The sequence below is a fragment of the Devosia sp. Root105 genome (genome assembly GCF_001424865.1).
Classification (GTDB): Bacteria; Pseudomonadota; Alphaproteobacteria; order Rhizobiales; family Devosiaceae; genus Devosia_A.
In genome coordinates, this window is the sequence record NZ_LMCR01000012.1 from 220,068 (window position 1) to 236,466 (window position 16,399).

Annotated in this window: 18 protein-coding genes; 10 read left to right on the plus strand and 8 right to left on the minus strand. The window is 65.6% G+C overall.

Features of this window, described 5'->3' with window-relative positions; all coding sequences use genetic code 11:
- Nucleotides 1-323: 323 nt before the first annotated feature.
- The gene (mgtE, locus tag ASC68_RS09735) at nt 324-1,739 is read right to left on the minus strand and encodes a magnesium transporter (protein ID WP_055878243.1); all 1,416 of its coding nucleotides are present in this window, start codon (nt 1,737-1,739) and stop codon (nt 324-326) included.
- A 120-nt stretch (nt 1,740-1,859) separates the two neighbouring features.
- Between mgtE and ASC68_RS09740 the strand changes: the two genes are divergently transcribed.
- Entirely contained in the window at nt 1,860-2,222 is a 363-nt protein-coding gene (locus tag ASC68_RS09740) for an MmcQ/YjbR family DNA-binding protein (RefSeq protein WP_055879788.1), read from the plus strand.
- A gap of 176 nt (nt 2,223-2,398) precedes the next feature.
- On the opposite strand, the gene ASC68_RS09745 is transcribed toward ASC68_RS09740, so the two are convergent.
- Genes ASC68_RS09745 through ASC68_RS09765 form a run of 5 tightly spaced genes read right to left on the minus strand, consistent with a single transcriptional unit; the run spans nt 2,399 to nt 6,042 of the window.
- Nucleotides 2,399-3,301, minus strand: a complete 903-nt coding sequence (locus ASC68_RS09745) for a bifunctional methylenetetrahydrofolate dehydrogenase/methenyltetrahydrofolate cyclohydrolase (protein WP_055878245.1) — start codon at nt 3,299-3,301, stop codon at nt 2,399-2,401.
- Nucleotides 3,302-3,356: 55 nt separating this feature from the next.
- A complete protein-coding gene (locus ASC68_RS09750) occupies nt 3,357-4,100 on the minus strand; it encodes a 5-oxoprolinase subunit PxpA (protein ID WP_248310518.1) in 744 nt (247 codons plus the stop codon).
- Complete coding sequence (locus tag ASC68_RS09755; protein ID WP_055878246.1) at nt 4,097-4,987, minus strand: biotin-dependent carboxyltransferase family protein; 891 nt, start codon at nt 4,985-4,987, stop codon at nt 4,097-4,099. Before ASC68_RS09755 ends, ASC68_RS09750 begins: the two co-directional genes overlap by 4 nt.
- A complete protein-coding gene (locus tag ASC68_RS09760) occupies nt 4,984-5,631 on the minus strand; it encodes a carboxyltransferase domain-containing protein (RefSeq protein ID WP_055878248.1) in 648 nt (215 codons plus the stop codon). The genes ASC68_RS09755 and ASC68_RS09760 overlap by 4 nt, the downstream gene beginning before the upstream one ends.
- A gap of 9 nt (nt 5,632-5,640) precedes the next feature.
- Nucleotides 5,641-6,042: a hypothetical protein gene (locus tag ASC68_RS09765; protein WP_055878250.1), complete on the minus strand. Its 402-nt coding sequence runs from the start codon at nt 6,040-6,042 to the stop codon at nt 5,641-5,643.
- Between the two features lie 147 nt (nt 6,043-6,189).
- Between ASC68_RS09765 and ASC68_RS09770 the strand changes: the two genes are divergently transcribed.
- Nucleotides 6,190-6,738: a hypothetical protein gene (locus tag ASC68_RS09770; protein WP_055878252.1), complete on the plus strand. Its 549-nt coding sequence runs from the start codon at nt 6,190-6,192 to the stop codon at nt 6,736-6,738.
- Here the strand turns inward: ASC68_RS09770 and ASC68_RS09775 are convergent, their stop codons facing one another.
- Entirely contained in the window at nt 6,739-6,954 is a 216-nt protein-coding gene (locus tag ASC68_RS09775) for a dodecin (RefSeq protein ID WP_055878254.1), read from the minus strand.
- Nucleotides 6,955-7,166: 212 nt separating this feature from the next.
- Between ASC68_RS09775 and ASC68_RS09780 the strand changes: the two genes are divergently transcribed.
- From ASC68_RS09780 to ASC68_RS09790, 3 genes are all read left to right on the plus strand, one after another.
- Entirely contained in the window at nt 7,167-8,015 is an 849-nt protein-coding gene (locus ASC68_RS09780; RefSeq protein ID WP_055878256.1) for an alpha/beta hydrolase, read from the plus strand.
- A 79-nt stretch (nt 8,016-8,094) separates the two neighbouring features.
- Nucleotides 8,095-8,562, plus strand: coding sequence for a DMT family transporter (locus ASC68_RS09785; RefSeq protein ID WP_055878258.1), 468 nt, complete (start codon nt 8,095-8,097; stop codon nt 8,560-8,562).
- Nucleotides 8,559-8,990 (plus strand): DMT family transporter, encoded by a 432-nt coding sequence (locus tag ASC68_RS09790; RefSeq protein ID WP_055878259.1) that lies wholly within the window; start codon nt 8,559-8,561, stop codon nt 8,988-8,990. The genes ASC68_RS09785 and ASC68_RS09790 overlap by 4 nt, the downstream gene beginning before the upstream one ends.
- 117 nt (nt 8,991-9,107) lie before the next feature.
- Here the strand turns inward: ASC68_RS09790 and ASC68_RS09795 are convergent, their stop codons facing one another.
- On the minus strand, nt 9,108-9,527 hold the full coding sequence (locus tag ASC68_RS09795; protein WP_156387301.1) for a hypothetical protein: 420 nt from the start codon (nt 9,525-9,527) through the stop codon (nt 9,108-9,110).
- 184 nt (nt 9,528-9,711) lie between these two features.
- Here ASC68_RS09795 and ASC68_RS09800 point away from each other — a divergent pair, with 184 nt between their 5' ends.
- The 5 genes from ASC68_RS09800 (at nt 9,712) to ASC68_RS09820 (ending at nt 16,389) form a co-directional block, all read left to right on the plus strand.
- Entirely contained in the window at nt 9,712-10,419 is a 708-nt protein-coding gene (locus ASC68_RS09800) for a hypothetical protein (RefSeq protein ID WP_156384529.1), read from the plus strand.
- 16 nt (nt 10,420-10,435) lie between these two features.
- A complete protein-coding gene (locus tag ASC68_RS09805) occupies nt 10,436-11,824 on the plus strand; it encodes an O-antigen ligase family protein (RefSeq protein ID WP_156387302.1) in 1,389 nt (462 codons plus the stop codon).
- Entirely contained in the window at nt 11,817-12,629 is an 813-nt protein-coding gene (locus ASC68_RS09810; protein ID WP_055878267.1) for a metallophosphoesterase family protein, read from the plus strand. Before ASC68_RS09805 ends, ASC68_RS09810 begins: the two co-directional genes overlap by 8 nt.
- 89 nt (nt 12,630-12,718) lie before the next feature.
- Nucleotides 12,719-14,854, plus strand: coding sequence for a Wzz/FepE/Etk N-terminal domain-containing protein (locus ASC68_RS09815; RefSeq protein WP_055878269.1), 2,136 nt, complete (start codon nt 12,719-12,721; stop codon nt 14,852-14,854).
- A gap of 311 nt (nt 14,855-15,165) precedes the next feature.
- The gene (locus tag ASC68_RS09820; protein WP_248310519.1) at nt 15,166-16,389 is read left to right on the plus strand and encodes a sugar transferase; all 1,224 of its coding nucleotides are present in this window, start codon (nt 15,166-15,168) and stop codon (nt 16,387-16,389) included.
- The last annotated feature ends 10 nt before the right edge of the window (nt 16,390-16,399 follow it).

The following is a 16,399-nucleotide window of genomic DNA, read 5'->3' on the forward strand; positions in this document are numbered from 1 at the left end:
CCGGCGCCCTTCCAAAATTCTGTACTATCGAAGGACCTTCAGGTCCAGTTGCACCCCGTCCTAGGCGCCGGCAACGATAGTGAACACGAGTGACATGGCCAGCAAACAGACGAGTGTCCAGGACACTGTCGGTAAGGCTGAACGCCACCATTCGGTCTTTGATTGGCCTCGCATCAAAGCTCCTTTTTGCCGTTCACGGGCTGCCGCAACCACACTTGGTGACGAAATTGCGACAGTAATGATTCGTTAACTCGGCAAGGGCGTGGTTGGGAAGTGGCGGGAAAGCCACAGTGGATAGGTCGAGTATCCCTGTGGAAAGCGCTTCAGAACAGCCCGAACCACAGCCCGGCCAAACCCAAAAACGCGAAGAATCCAATCACATCGGTGACGGTGGTGACGAACACCGAGGAGGCGATTGCCGGGTCGACCTTCAGCCTGTTGAGGGTCAGCGGGATCAAAATTCCAGCGCTGCCGGCGGCGATCATGTTGATGATCATGGCTAAGCCGATGACCATCCCGAGACTCAGATTGGCGTAGCGGAGCCAGGTGATGGCGCCGATCAGCACCGCGAAGATGCAGCCATTGAGGAAGCCGCCGGTCACCTCACGGACGATGAGGCGGCGCACCCTGCCCCGGTCGAGGTCACGGGTGGCGAGCGCCCGCACCGTCACGGTCATGGTCTGCGTGCCGGCATTGCCGCCCATCGAGGCGACGATGGGCATCAGCGCCGCCAGCGCCACCATCTGCTCGATGGTGGCGTTGAACAGGCTGATCACGAACGAGGCCAGCATGGCGGTGAAGAGGTTCACCACCAGCCAGGGCGCGCGGCTCCGCACCGTCGACAGCACGTTGTCCGACAGCTCTTCGTCGCCGACGCCGCCGAGCAGCTTGATGTCTTCGGTTGCCTCTTCATGGATGACGTCGACGATGTCGTCGACGGTCAGCACCCCAACCAGCCGCTTGTTCTCATCGACCACGCCGACTTCCACGAGGTCATAGCGCTCGAAGTCGCGCGCCGCCTCTTCCTGGTCCTCGGTCGCTTCCACGGTGAGAACATCGTGGTTCATCAGGTTCTCGATGCGCACCTGCCGCTTCGAACGCAGGAACTTGTCGAGTGGGATGGTGCCCAGCACCCGGTAACCGGGGTCGACGACGTAGAGCTGGTAGAACTCGTCCGGCAGCTCCTTTTCCACCCTGAGGTAGTCGATGGTCTGGCCGACGGTCCAGAATGGCGGGATGGCGATAAAATCGGTCTGCATCCGCCGGCCGGCGGAATCCTCAGGGAAATCGAGGCTGCGCTTGAGGCTCAGCCGTTCGAAGGCCGGCAGTTGCGCGAGGATTTCCTCGCGGTCGCCGGCGTCCATATCCTCGAGGATGTAGACGGCGTCGTCGTTGTCGAGCGTCGCGACGCCGCGCGCCACGTCCTCGGCCGGCAGCTCTTCGATCAGGTCGGTACGGACGTTGTCGTCGACCTCGGTGAGCGCCAGATAGTCGAACTTGTCGCCCAGCATCTGGACCAGCGCGACGCGCTCATCCTGCTCCAGCGCCTCCAGCACGTCGCCCGCGTCCGACGCGTGCAGCGGCTCCATCATCTCGGCGACGTCGTGCTCTTCGCCCGCCGAGAGGTGGGCGCGCAGCCGCTCGATCCAATCCTGATTCAGGTGATCGTCCGGACCGCGAAGCGCGTTCGGATCGGGCCGGGCTTCCCCGATTTCCGCGATGTCGGATTCATTGGTCATGGAGACCCCGGGAGACAGGCGCTTCGGGTTCAAGGCTGGTGTAGCCAATCGGTTGCAGATGCGCCAGACTTGCAAGGCTAGTCGAGCGCTGTTTTTTGCTTCGCCCAGAGGGAGATGGCCGTGGCCGGAACGAGGGAGAGCGAGATGGATCGGATGCTGCGCCTGTGCTCTGCGCTCGGCCTGCCCGATGTGGCGGAGTCCACCAGCTACGGCGCTCCTTCAATCAAGGTCAAAGGCAAGAACTTCGCCTCGGTGCGCGGCCCGCAGGAAATGGTGCTGCACTGCCCGCTCGAGCAGAAGGAACTGCTGATGGAAATGGCGCCCGACGTCTACTGGCAGACCGACCACTTCAAGGGCTGGCCGGGCCTGTTGGTGCGGCTCGACGTGATCGGCGACGAGGAACTGTCGCTGCGGCTCGAGGATGCCTGGAGGTTCCGGGCACCTAAGCGGCTGGCCGACGCCTACGCGGCGGCGAAGCGTTAGGCCGACATAGCCTCGCGTCTCTCAGTCGTCGCCTCCCTCCCCCGGGGCGCTACCGCGTCCCTAGGAGGGGAGGGATTGAGGGAGGGGGTGGTGAAGTCAGCACCGTGGCCACCTCACCACCCCCACCCCCAGCCCCTCCCTCAAAGGGGGAGGGGAGCAGCCCGGCTCCCGAGGTCCTAGGGCGTCAAATCCTTCGGCGGCGTGATGCCGTTGATCAGCGAGGCGGTCGTCACCGTGTTGGCGAGCAGGCAGACGATGGTCATCGGCCCTACCCCGCCCGGCACCGGCGTAATGGCGCCCGCAACCTCGGCCGCCGCCGGGTAATCGACGTCCCCGAGCAGACGCGTCCTGCCTTCGCCACGCTCAGGCGCCGGGATCCGATTGATGCCCACATCGATCACCGTCGCGCCCGGCTTGATCCAGTCTCCCTTGATCATCTGCGGGCGGCCGACCGCGGCAACCACGATGTCTGCCTGCCGAACCACATCGGCGAGGTCCTTGGTTTTGGAATGCGCCACCGTCACCGTGCAGTTCTCACGCAACAGCAGCTGGGCCATCGGCTTGCCCACGAGATTTGAGCGGCCGACGATCACCGCGTTCAGCCCCTCGAGCGAACCGAGCGTATCGCGCAGCAGCATCAGGCAGCCGAGTGGCGTACAGCTCACCGGCCCCGGCAGTCCGATCTGCAGCTTGCCGACGCTGGCCGGCGTGAAGCAGTCGACGTCCTTGTCGGGCGAGATGGTGGCAATCACCTTGTTGGGATCGATCTGCCTGGGCAGCGGTAGCTGCACCAGGATGCCGTGAATGGCCGGATCGGCGTTGAGGTTCTGCACCAGTGCCAGCACTTCGGCTTCCGAGGCATCCTCAGGCAGTTCGTACTTTTCCGAGTGCATGCCGACCTCGACGGTCTGCTTGGCCTTCTGGCTCACATAAATTTCGCTGCCCGGATCATGTCCGACGATCACCACGGCAAGGCCGGGTGTCACGCCGTGCTCGCGCTTCAGGCGCTCGACATGGCCGGCAATCCGGGTGCGCAGCCCCTCGGCATAGGATTTTCCGTCGATGATCTTGGCGGTCATGGGAGCTCCTTGGGTGGAGCCGCCGATATGGAACAACTCGCCCCGCCGCGCAACCTCAGTAAGGCGCGCGGATGGCGATCCCCTCGGCCTCTAGCGCCGCACGCACGGCACGGGCAATCGCCACCGCCTCGTTGGTATCGCCGTGGATGCAGAGCGAGGTCGCCGCGGTGCGGATCACCGAGCCATCGATCGCCACCAGTTCCCCCGCCCGCGCCAGCCGGACGGCGCGTTCGGCAATCGCCCCCGCATCGTGCAGCACCGCGCCGGGCTCCGACCGCGGCACGAGCAGCCCGTTGGGCTGGTAGGCGCGATCGGCATAGGCCTCGCGCACCACCGGATAGCCCAGTGCCTCTGCCACCTCGACCTGGGCGCTGTCGTCGATCGCCAGCACCGACAGGCTCGGCACCAGGCCGGTCACCGAGGCAAAGCACAAAGCCGCTACCGCCGGCTCCTCGGCCGCCATGTTGGCCAGGGCGCCGTGCAGCTTCAGGTAACGCACCGGCACGCCCTCCTCCTCGGCGTACTCGACCAAGGCGCGCACCTGCCCCCGCACCTGCTCGTCGAGCTCTTCGGGCGGCAGGAACAAGCGGCGACGACCAAAGTGCTCGCGATCGGCAAAGCCCGGATGCGCGCCGACCGCGACACCCCGCGCGTTGGCCGCGCGCAGCGCCAGCCGCATTGTCGTCTCGTCCCCCGCATGCCCGCCGCAGGCGATCGAGGCCGACGAGATGATGTCGAACAAGGCGGCGTCCCCCGGCATGCCCTCGCCGAGATCGGCATTGAGATCGAGCTCGTTCACGGCTTCAGTCCTTCTGCATGCTGCACGGTCACCGGTACGAACCGCACCTGGTTGCCCGGCCGCAGCTGGGCAAACCGGTCGAGATCGGCCGTCACCACCGTCGCGATCCGCGGATAGCCGCCGGTCGGCTGGTGATCGCGCATCAGCACGATCGGGGTGCCATCACCGAGGATCTGGATATCGCCCGGCACCACCGCATCCGACACCAGTGACAGGATTTTGGCGTCGGCGAACACCTGGCTGGGATCGCCAAGCCGCACGCCCATGCGATCGAGCTGTGACGACACCGCGAACCCATCAGTAACGAAACGCTGACGGATGGCGTTGTCGAAGCGGTCGGCATGGATGCCCCAGACGATGCGGATCGGGCCGTCGGCGACTTCGGCTGGAGTTGGATGCTGGCCCCGTCCGCGGGGCAGCGTGGCGCCGAGCGGCAGGAGGTCGCCAGCCCGCAGAGCCCGCCCACCAAAGCCACCGATCCCGGCGATCGAACTGGTCGCCCGGCTACCCATCACCAGGGGCACTTCGATTTCGCGGTCGAGCCGCAGATAGCCGTAGTTCCCGGCCGGACCGGGCCGGATATCCACGACTGACCCAGCGCCCAGCAGCGCCCTCGCCGGCCATGACTTCGCTTCGCCATCGATGCTGAGTTCGAACGCCCCGCCATCGACCGCAACGGAAACCGAACCCTCGGCGACGAAGCTCAGCCCCGCCGTGGTGAACTCGATCGCGGTGGTCCCCGCCGCGCCAAGCCAGCCGCCCGCCCGCGCGAACGCCGCGCCATCCATCGGACCGGAAGCGCTGATGCCGTGCCGCAACAGCCCTGGCCGCCCGGCATCCTGCAGCGTCGCCAGGGGCCCGGCGCGCGTAATGCGGATGGCGCTCATGATGCCACGAACTTTACGCTGTCGCCGGCGCGCACCGTGGTCGGGGGCTCGGCGGCCGGGTCGAAGTTGCGAAACTCCGTGTGGCCGATCACGTGCCAGCCGGTCGGAATGGCGGTCGAGGTGATCGCGGTCTGCCCGGCGGCGAACAACACCGTACCGGCCTGTACCTGCCGCCGCACCACGCCCCGTCGCGGCACCACCAGCGCCTCGGGATGCATGCCGCAATAGATGAAGCCGGGCGCAAAGCCAGTCGCCAGTACGCGCAGTGGCGCGGCGTTGTGAGCGGCGATGAAGTCCGCCACCGAGAGCCGCACCAACCCCGCTACCTCGGAGAGATCCTCGCCGTCGAAATGCACGGCAACGCGGTGCTCGGCGTCCGCGGCAGCCGGCTGCCCGGGTGCCGAGACCAGCAGGCGCACCTCACCGGCCAGCGCGTCGAAGCTGATCGCCGATGGTTCATAGCGGAGCAGCACCGAAACGAGGTTCGGCACGACCTCCGCCACGCCGCGCACGCCCGCTGCCTCAGCCCGGGCAGCAAAGCCGATGGCAGCCCGATTGGCGTCGTCGGAAAGCGTCTCGGCGAAGCGGATCAGCAGCCCACGGTCGCCCAGGGGCAGCAGGGTTGGCGAGAGGGTGTCGGTCATGGGGCGGCGTCAGGCGCCGCCGCCGGGACAGCAGGCCATCAGCAGCTCCCACCACCGTGGCTTCGGCGGTCCTGCGAGCGGCCCATACGACAACATGGCCATCTGGTACGGACTGAGAGGCGGCAAGTCGACAAGGCCGCGTGGCTCGGAACAGGGGAGACAGGGCGGGGCCGGCGGGGCGACATCCCCGCTCCCCCCGGCTCCCAGCGAGATGAAATCCAGCGGCACCCGGCTGGGGCCGCAGTTCTCGGCATGCGCCACGGAATCGAGCAGCAGCGAGAAACAGCCGAGGAAGTGCCCGAGCCCGTCCTCTGCTGCCGACGGCACGGAGACGGCCCGGGCCGAGCCTGCAGATATCAGCAACGCCACGGCGCAAGCTGCGCCCAGACGCCAGTACTGGTCCAGTTTCATCGGCGCTCTCCCGCCCACTGGGCACCTGCCGCGCCCTGCCAATAGCTAGCAAGGCGCGCCGCGCATGGCTATCGGTATGAGAAACAGAGTCTCCAGCTTTCGCGGGCGTCTCACAGCAATCGCGCAAGACGAAAGGTCCAGCTCCCCATGTCTATTCCCGACGCCGGTGTTATCGTCGAAGGCCATGCCATCGTCTCGGTCGATGGCATGATCGCCGCTGCCGACGGCAGCATGCCGCCGGCCCTCCGCAACGAAGCAGACTGGCGCATCTTCCAGGCGGCGCTCGACGCAGCGGCGCTGGTCGTCCTCGGTCGGCTCGGCCACGAGCGGCATCCGAACCCGGGCCGCAAGCGCCTGGTGCTGACGCGCTCGGTCGCAACGCTCGAACAGGACCCGGCCGATCTCCTGACGCACTTCTGGAACCCGGACGGCATGGAGATCGGCGATGTCCTCAGGCAACTCGGCATCGGCTCGGGCACCATCGCCATCACCGGCGGCACCGGCACGTTCGACCTGTTCCTGCCGCTGTTCGATCGCTTCGTGCTCTCGGAAGTTCGCGAGCTGACGCTGCCCGACGGCATACCCTGCTTCAGCAAGGGCCACCCAAGGCTGGTGCTGCCGGGCGCCGGTCTCGAGGCCCGCGATATGGAACTGATCGATCGCGGCGTGGTCCAGACCCAGTGGGTCCGGCCCTGATCAGCTCGGATCCTCGATCCGGAAGCCGACCTTCATCACCACCTGATACTGCGCGACCTTGCCTTCGAAGATCGAGCCGCGCACCTCTGCGACCTCGAACCATTCGAGGTTGCGCGTGGTGCGATGCGCCCGGGCAATGGCGCTTTCGATCGCATCGGTAATCGAGGTCGTCGACGAGCCGACCAGATCGATCTTCTTGTAGGTGTGGTTTGGCATGTCAGTCCCCTTCATGTGTCGAACGGGCGGATGAGCCTGGGCCGCCGGCACGCCGGCAGACCAGCCACGGCGCGCCTCTCCGACCAAACTGTCAAGAGATGGCAACTGCCTGCGCTGCGATGAAACGCACGACCGCTCGGCTGCGTTCACCCCAGACCAAGGCAGCCGGAAAGGTGATTTTCGTGGATGGGCAGGTTCGGCATCTGAGGACAATGGTCGGCAAGGTCGACACGTTCTTTCGCGAGGCGGGACCGCCCGACGCGCCGGTTCTCCTGCTGCCCCATGGCTACCCTTGCTCATCCTATGAATTCCGCAACCTGATGCCCCGGCTGGCCGATCGCTGGCGGCTGATTGCACCGGACTTTCCCGGCGCCGGCTACAGCAGCGACCCGGATGGCTTCGACTACAGTTTTGACGGCTATGCCGACTTCCTCGACGACTTCGTCACCGCGCTCGGCATCGACCGCTTCGTCCTCTACCTGCATGATTTCGGCTCGCCGATCGGGGCGCGCCTCGCCATCAAAGCGCCCGAACGCATCGTGGCGATGATCCTGCAGAATGCCGACGTGCCCTACGACGACGCGCTGGGCCCGAAGTACGCCGAGATCGAGCGCACCTGGGAATTGCCGCCCGCGGAAATGCGAGCCGAGCTGGCCAAGGCAATCAGCAAAGAGACGTTCAGGGAGGAGTTCCAGAACGGCACGCCGACCGAGATTGCCAACCGCTTGCCTCCCGACCTGTGGGAATTGCATTGGTCATTGCTGACCCCAGGGCGCCAGCAGATCGCCATCGATCTCATCGCCGGCCTCAAACAGAACCGCGCCTGGTTCCCGCAACATCGGGATTACCTCAGGACGCATCGCCCGCCGGCGCTGATCGTCTGGGGGCCATATGACGAATATATGCCCGAGGTATCGGCGCGGGCCTATCTGCGCGATCTGCCCGATGCCGAGCTGCACCTGCTCGACGGCGGCCACTGGCTGCTGGAAACCCATCTCGACGAGGTCTCGAAGATCATGCGTGACTTCCTCGATCGGGTCGCACCGCCGGAGGGCGCATAGCTCCAGATCGCTCGAACATCTTGACGATGCGGCCCGCCATCCGTCACTTGCTCGGGCCCACCTCCCAACGTAGTTCCACATGTCACCCCGCCGGATTGATCTCGCCGCCAACCTTGCCGCGCTGGCGGCAGGAGCCCTGCTCTCGCTCATGGTCCACCTCAACGGCGAACTGGCCCGCCAGGGCGGTGCGCTGTTCTCGTCATGGATGGCGCATGGCACCGGAACGGTGGCGGCCCTGCTGGTGATCCCGCTGTGGTGGAAGGCGATCCAGTCTAGCGATGCGCCGCGCCAGGCCATTCCGCTCTGGGCCTATCTCGGCGGTTTTGCCGGCGCAGTAACGGTGATCATGACCTCGACGGCGGTGAACTCGTCGCTGGCGCTGAGCGGCACGCTGGCGCTGGGCCTAGCCGGCCAGATCGTCTTCAGCCTCGCCGCCGACCGCTGGGGCCTGTTCGGTATCGCCAAGCGGCGCCTGCGGTTGGGGGACGCCGTTGCCCTGGCGCTGATTGTCGCCGGCAGCGCCCTCGTGATCTGGGGCAGCCTATGATCGAAGCCGTAGTTCTTGCCTTTGTCGCCGGCGGACTGGTCGGCGTCAGCCGCCAGCTGAACGGCCGGTTGGCGGTGTCGACCTCGGCGCTGTTCGCCTCGTTCTGCAACCACCTGGTCGGCTTTGGCCTGCTGACCGTCATTGGCCTCGCGATCGGTGGCCTGCTCAGCGACGGCGCGTTCTCGGGGCCGTGGCACATCTATTTCGGCGGGCCGGTCGGTGTGGTGTTCGTGGCGCTGAGCAGCTGGATCATCGGCCAGATCGGCGCCACCCGCTCGACCATGCTGATCATCGCCGGCCAGGTGCTCGGCGGTGTGGCGCTGGATTGGGTGCTGACCGGCAAGCCGGTCTCGATCGCGGCGCTCTGCGGCATCATCCTGATCGTCGCCGGCGTGATCGTCGCGCAGCGCCAGCGTTCCGCCGACTGATGTGTCGCAACGTCTGGCCTGCAACCAGAATCCCGAACGACTGAGGTCGGCGACCGGAAGGCCGCCAACCCATTTACGTGCGATGCTCGCGATAACCCGCTTGTCGGCGGGGGATCGTCAAGCCGGGCTGGCCGAGACGTCGCCCGCGCCGAGGTCGATGCCGGCTTCGACATTCGCCGCGGCGACCTGTACCCGAGAGGCCAGGGCGGGATCGGTGATCTCGTTGGCAATGATGTTGATGGCGTCCGCGACGCGGGCCCGGACGTCGGCCGGCAGGCTGGAGGCAACCGAGCCCAGCTCAACCACAAGTTGCGCCAGAAGTGCGTCCTTCTGATCGGCCGGCAGCCCTGCCGCCCTGATGTCGGCGATGTAAGCCTCGACCGCAGCGATGCACGCCTGCTCGCTGCCGCCGGTATGGCAGCTGGCCTTGATGTCGGCGATCGATACGCTGGTCACGACGCTCTGGGCCCCCACGGGGGCTATCGCGCCGAAGGTCACCATGCTAGCGACGGCAAGCGTTCCAAGTATGTTGCGCATGACAAATATCTCCGCAGGATGGCACAAGGTACTGCATGGTACCCGTCGAGGTCAATCTTGCTGACACTGAGCGACTCTCGTGGCGAGAAGCCGGAGCAGGCAGAATTAGCAAGCTTAACCACGTCTCGTTGCTTGAATCACCTGAGGTTTCGCCTTGTAACGCCGATGTCTCGAGGGCATGGCGATGACCGGTCGGCGAGCTCGTCACTCCCCTGGGCTAGTGCTGCTTTCGCTCACCTCACTGCTACTTGCCGCCGGGTCGGCCTACGCGCTGTTCGCCGAATCGAGCCCCTATCTGTTCGCCGGCAACGGGCTTGCGCAGCGGATCGAGGTGCTCGCCGACGGTCAGTTCCATCCCGGGCTGTCGCGCCCGGCGCATGATCTCGTGCTCGACGACTGCGTGGCAGTCGCGAGCTCGCTCTATGGCCTCGCCATGCCCACCGAGCGACGCAACGCGGCGCTCAGAACCTGCAGCAGCGCTGCCACCGGCTTTGCCGAGTCATCGCCAACCTACGCCTATGCCTATTATGTCGAGGCACTGCTGGCCGCCGAACATACCGACTCCGGCGCCCTCAACGCCGCCCTCAGCACCTCGCGAGCGCTGGCGCCGACCGAGCAATGGCTGGCCGAGCTCCGCGTCAAGTTGGCCGAGGATCACCTGGCGCAGCTGCAGCCCGCCGCCATTGCCGGCCACGAGGCCGATCTGGCGCTGCTGGTCGTCAGCCAGCGCGGCATCCGGGTGATTGCCCGCCGCTACGCCGCGCTGGCAGGATTCCGTGAGCGCATCACGGCGATCGTCGAAACGCTGCCGCCCGAGCAGCAGAGGCGCTTCGTCGCGGCCCTGCGCAACGAGATCGCCGCCCGCAGAGCGAGCACCCCTGCCACCCCCTGAGAACTGGAGCCCGGACGTGACTGCCCTGCCCGACCAAGCCATGGAGCGCACGCGCCGGCACGCGGTGCCGACCAACCGCGGCAATGCCAACGGCCGGCTGGGCGGGATGCTGCTGCTGCTGGTTGGCCTGTCGCCGCTGCCGCTCGGGAGCAACCGGCCGGCATTCTGGGCCGCCTGGGGTGTCGCGCTCGGCGTGATCGGGCTGGTGTATTTCCTCTCGCAGCGCGCCCGGGACAGCGCGCTGAGCATCGGCCCCCGGCACCTGCCGGAACTGACGATCCTGTTCATCGTGCTGCTGCTGTTCGTCGCGGTGCAGGTATTGCCGTTGGGCGGCCTCGGCTACAGCCCGATCCAGACTTTTCCCCGCGGGCTTCAGCTCAGCGCATCCAGCATCAGCCTCGATCCAGCAACCACCAGCCTGACGCTGCTGCAGTTCGCCTCCTACGGGCTGCTGGCCCTGTTGTTCCTGCAGGTGGGCTACCGCAACTCCCGCGCCGACCGGGTGCTCAACGCCATCTTCGCGATCATCGTCGCCTATGGCCTGCTCGGCATCGTGCTGCAGGGGCAGTTGGGCGCCCTGCTCGGCATCCCGGGCTCGGGGGGCATCGCCACCGGCCCCTTCGTCAATCGCAACAGCTACGCCACCTATCTCGCCTTCGGCCTCGCCATCGGCGTGGCGCTGGCCATCGGCCAGCTCGAGCGGGGCGAGAGCCGGCGTAAGCGCCATCGCCGCGTCGCGACCCTGGCGCTGATCGGCGTGGGGCTGTTCGTCATCGGCGCGGCGCTCGTCGCCACCCAATCGCGCATGGGCTTTGTCGCCGGACTGGTCGGCGCCCTTTCGGTGACGCTGCTGGCGCTGGCCGGCCGCCGCCTCGGCACCGGCATCTGGTTGGGCATCCTCGCCGCGCTGCTGCTTGGGACTGTCGGCATGCTGGCCCTGAATGGCAGTGGCCTGCTCGAACGCCTCGGCTCGCTCGAAACCGCCGGCGACGTCCGGGCCGATCTGTATCGGCAGGTCTGGCAGATGATCCTGTCGAGCCCGCTCGTCGGCTATGGCGGCGGCACTTTCGAGGGCGCCTTCCCGCTGTTCCACCAGCTTCCGGTCAGCCCCGACGTGGTGTGGAACAAGGCGCATTCCACCTACTTCGCGCTCTGGGCAGAGTTCGGATTCATCTTCGGCAGCCTGCCGCTGATCATCGTGCTGGCGGTGGCCATCCGGCTTCTCGCCGCACGCCCCAGCGGCCCACGCCTCGCGGCGATCGGGGTGATTGTGGTGGCAGCTGTTCACTCGAGCGTCGATTTCAGCCTCGAGATCGAGGCCGTGGCGTTCGTCTTCGTGGCCATCGTCTTTCTCGCCATCGGCGCCGGCATCGGCGCGGCGGAACAGCGGAGGCACCATGCGTAAGTACCTGCAGCACCTGCTCGCCCGGCTGCCGCTGTCGCGCCCCCGGCAGGCGACAGCGGAGTTCGAGGCTCGCAGCGCGGCGGAGGAGCCGGGCACCATTTACGCCATCGGCGACATCCATGGCTGCCTCGATCTGTTGCGCCAGCTGGAGGCGCTGCTGTTCGAGGACGCGGCCCGGCGACCGGGTCCCAAATGGCTGGTCATGCTGGGCGACTATGTCGACCGCGGCCCGCAATCGGCCGGCGTGCTCGATCACCTCCTGGCGCCACTGCCGGACGGCTTCCAGCGGATCTCGATTGCCGGCAACCACGAGGTTGCCATGCTGAAATTCCTCGAGCAGCCCTCGCGCAACTCGTCCTGGCTGGGCTTCGGCGGCATCGAGACGCTGCAATCTTACGGGATTTCCGAAACGGCGGTGGCCGGCGCCTCCCGCTCGGCCCTGCGCGACCTGATCCACAGCCACATTCCTGCCGAACACGGCGACTTTTTGAGGCAGCTGCCGCTGCTTTTTTCGACGCCCAACTATCTTTTCGTGCACGCGGGCCTGCGTCTGGGCACCCCTTTAGAGCAACAGCATCCCGATGACTTGCTGTGGATTCGTAACGAGCCTGCAACGAGTTACGCTGAGTTTCAAAAGCTGGTGCTGCATGGCCATACGCCGACCCCCGACGTAGTCTTCGGCGATCACCGCATTTCGGTCGATACTGGGGCTTATCTTACCGGCAGATTGTCAGCAGTTCGCCTGAGCCGAGAGAATCAGCCACAGTCCTTTTCGGTGCAGGCGCGCATTCCAGGTGCACGTTAAGCGCATACCGGCGGCCTCAATAGTTCACTATCCGCCATAGTCCACCGGCCGGACCCACAGGGGTGGCAGCAATTGGTGCTTGAATATTTATGAACGACCAAGGTTTCGATCTCCGCAGCATCCTGGGGTTGCTGCGCCGGCAGGCTCGGTTGATTGCGATTACCGTCCTCGCCGTGCTGGTAGTTGCTACGGCTGCCGTGTTCACCATGAAGCCGATCTATACTGCGAGCACGCTGGTACTGGTCGACCCCTCGCGGAAAGACCTGCTCGATCCCAATGCCCAGATGGGCGGCGGCTCGGGTGAAAGCGCCCGGGTCGACAGCGAGGTGGAGCTGGCGAAGTCCGAAGCGACGCTGCTGCAGACCATCGAAGACGAAAACCTCATCGACGACCCCGAATTTGGCGTACGGCTGGGGTTCCGCGATACGGTGCTGAGCTTCTTCCGCATCGCCGAGGCGACATTGCCCACCGGCGACGAGGCGCTGCAGAGCGTCATGGCGAAGCTGCGCGAAAGCGTCACCGTGCAGCGCCGCGGCCTCACCTTCATGCTGGCCATCCAGGCCCGTTCCCCCAATCCGGCAACGGCGGCGCGTATCGCCAACGCGGTCGCTGCCGCCTACATCAAGGTGCAGCTCGCCGCCAAGATCGGCTCCACCCTCGCCTCGCGCGACATCATCCAGGGCCGTATCGCCGGCGCCAGCGCCGCCGTCTCGCAATCGGAAGGCGCCTTCGACAAATTCATCGAGGATAATATCGACACCATCACGGCGGAGACGGGTCGCACCGATCTGGCTGCGTTGCGCGCGCAACTGAAGGAAGTCGGCGGCAACCGGGCCCGCGACGCGGCGGTGGCGGAACTGGTGCAGCGTAGCCTCGAACAGCGCGACTGGGCTGCGGTATCGGCCAATCTCGGCTCACAGGCGATCACGGCCCTCGCCGAGCAGCGCCAGCAGCTGGTCAACAGCCTCGCCGACACCGTCGACGACTCGCAGCAATCGATCGACCTGCGGGCCGAGGTCGCCAAGCTCGACGCCGAGCTCGAGAACTCGACGACGGCCGAGCTCACCACCATGCGCCAGCGCGTCGCCACCTATCAGTCGCAGGCCTCCGATATCCGCAACCAGCTGCGCACGAGCATCCTCTCCACCGACCTGCCGCCCGACGTGCTGACCAATATCTACGAGCTGCAGCAGAACGCCGAGATTGCCCGCACCCAGTACCAGACGCTGCTGTCGCGCCTGCGCGAGCTCGAGGCCCAGGCTTATCTGCAGGTAGCCGACAGTCGCGTGGTGTCGCAGACCCTGCCACCCTCCGAGCCCTCGTTTCCCAACCCGCGGCAGATCCTGACGCTGGCCGGCCTCGCCGCCCTCGGCCTCGGCATCGGCCTCGCCTTCCTGAGGGAGAACTTTGTCGGCGGCTTCACCAGCGAAGCGCAGTTGCACTCGTTCCTCCGCGGCCCGGTGATTTCGGCGGTGCCGCGCCAGAAGGAGGCGCGGGCCGGCGCCGGCGACGGCGGGATCGGCGAATACATGGTGTCGAGCCCGCTCTCGATTTTCGCGGAATCTGTGCGCCGCATCCGCGTCGGCATAGATCAGTCGCTGCAACGCAGTGAGGCGAACCGGCCGGCCGGTGGCATCGTCATAATGGTATCGTCGGCGTCGCCGAGCGAAGGCAAATCCACGCTGGCTCTCTCAATTACCCGAGCTTATGCGCTGGCCGGCCACAAGACCCTGTTGATCGACTGCGACCTCAGAAAACCCAGTATTCATCGTCAACTCGGCCTCGAGCCGTCCACTGGCCTGCTCGAATATCTCAATCACGCGGTGAAGGAAGATGCGCTGCCGTCAATCATGACTGTCGATGATGAAAGCGGCGCCCAAGTTGTGCTCGGCGCCCGGCGAAGTGACATTGCCACAGATTCGCTGCTTTCTAGTACCACGTTCGCTCGACTCATTAGTGCGGCGCGTTCCACGTTCGATATTGTTGTTCTTGATACACCGCCCGTCGGACCAGTGGTTGATGGGTTGTATCTTGTGAAGCACGCTGATTCTATTGTGTTTGTAGTTCGCTGGGCCAGCACTTCGCAGCACGATGTTCGTCATGCGGTGACGCTGCTCCAGGGCGCCAAGAAGCCGGAGACAGAAATTCTAGCCGTGCTCAACCAGCAGGAGATTTCCAAGTCCGCCTATTCGGGCAAGTACGCCGGATACTACACCGCCTCATGAATTCAGCGGCCACGCTCTCATGCGGTCGATTTCTTTCTTAATCGTCACCACCGGCAGCAAAGACAAGCTCATCCTGCATGACCAGCTCAGCCTCGAGCAGAAACGGCAACAACTTGCGCATGATGATCGTATTTTGAGACCTTCTTTGAACAAGAGCAGCGTTAATTTTCATTGAGAAGCACTGAACTGCCCAACTGAGGGGATACTGATGAATGACGCAGGATGCGGCAAAATCTGCGGAAATTCAGGGAGAGGGCCTGGGAGGCCTATGGCCTCCGCATTGGCTACTGAGCCGGCTGGGTCGCACACGCGTGCAGATCTTCGGCGCCCTGTTGTTCGGCGTCCTCGTGCCGGTGGCCTTCCGCTGGGGCACCGACATTGACGGCTGGCTGCTGCCAGAGCAGATCTCCACTATCGTCGCCACCACCTTCGCCATCACCCTGGGCCTGATCGGGCTGCGCCAACTGGCACGGCTGCCCGGCGTCGAGGAGAGCATCTATTGCGTGCCGGCCCTGCTGGTGAGTTTCCTTTTGGCGCTGGCGGCCCTCTTGATGCTGCGCCTCGAGTACAATCGGTACCTGTTTCCCACCAGCTTCGCGCTGACCGTCGTCTGGGTGTTTGTCGCCCACGCCCTCAACCGCCGCTACCGCACGGTGCGCCTCGCTATCGTGCCGGGTGGCGAGGTCGAAACGCTCGCTTCGATCCGCGAGGTGGAGTGGCTGCCGCTCGACACCCCCACCCTACCACCGGGCCGCCTCAACGGCCTGATCGTCGATTTGCGGCAGGATCTCGATCCACGTTGGGAACGCTTCATCGCCGATTGCGCCCTCGCCGGCATCCGCATCTTCCACGTCAAGCAGATCCGCGAGTCGCTGACCGGCCGGCTGGAGATCACCCAGCTCTCCGAGAATACACTCGGCTCGCTCAACCCCGACGCGCTCTATCTCAAGATCAAGCAGGGGCTGGACTGGATTTTCGCGCTCCTGGCGCTGGTGCTGCTGTTCCCCGCCCTGCTGCTGGTCGGCCTCGCCATCTGGCTGGAGTCGCCAGGCCCGGCGATTTTCCGGCAGACCAGAGTTGGCTTCCGCGGGTTGCCCTTCCACGTCTACAAGTTCCGCACCATGCGCACTGACAGCGAGGTTTCCGGCGATCGCCGCCAGCAGGCGATCACCCTGCTCGATGACGAGCGCATCACCCGCCTCGGTCGCTTCTTGCGTCGCACCCGCATCGATGAACTGCCGCAGCTCATCAACATCCTGCGCGGCGAGATGAGCTGGATCGGCCCCCGCCCCGAGGCCCTGCCGCTGGCGCAATGGTACGAAAAGGAGCTCTCCTTCTACCGCTACCGCCACATCGTCCGCCCCGGCATCAGCGGCTGGGCCCAGATCAACCAGGGCCACGTGACCGCAGTCGACCAGATCCGCGACAAGCTCCACTACGATTTCTACTACATCAAGAACTTCTCGCCGTGGCTCGACGTGCTGATCGCGCTGAGGACGGTGGGGATCGTGATATCGGGGTTTGGATCGAGGTGAGAGTGAATAG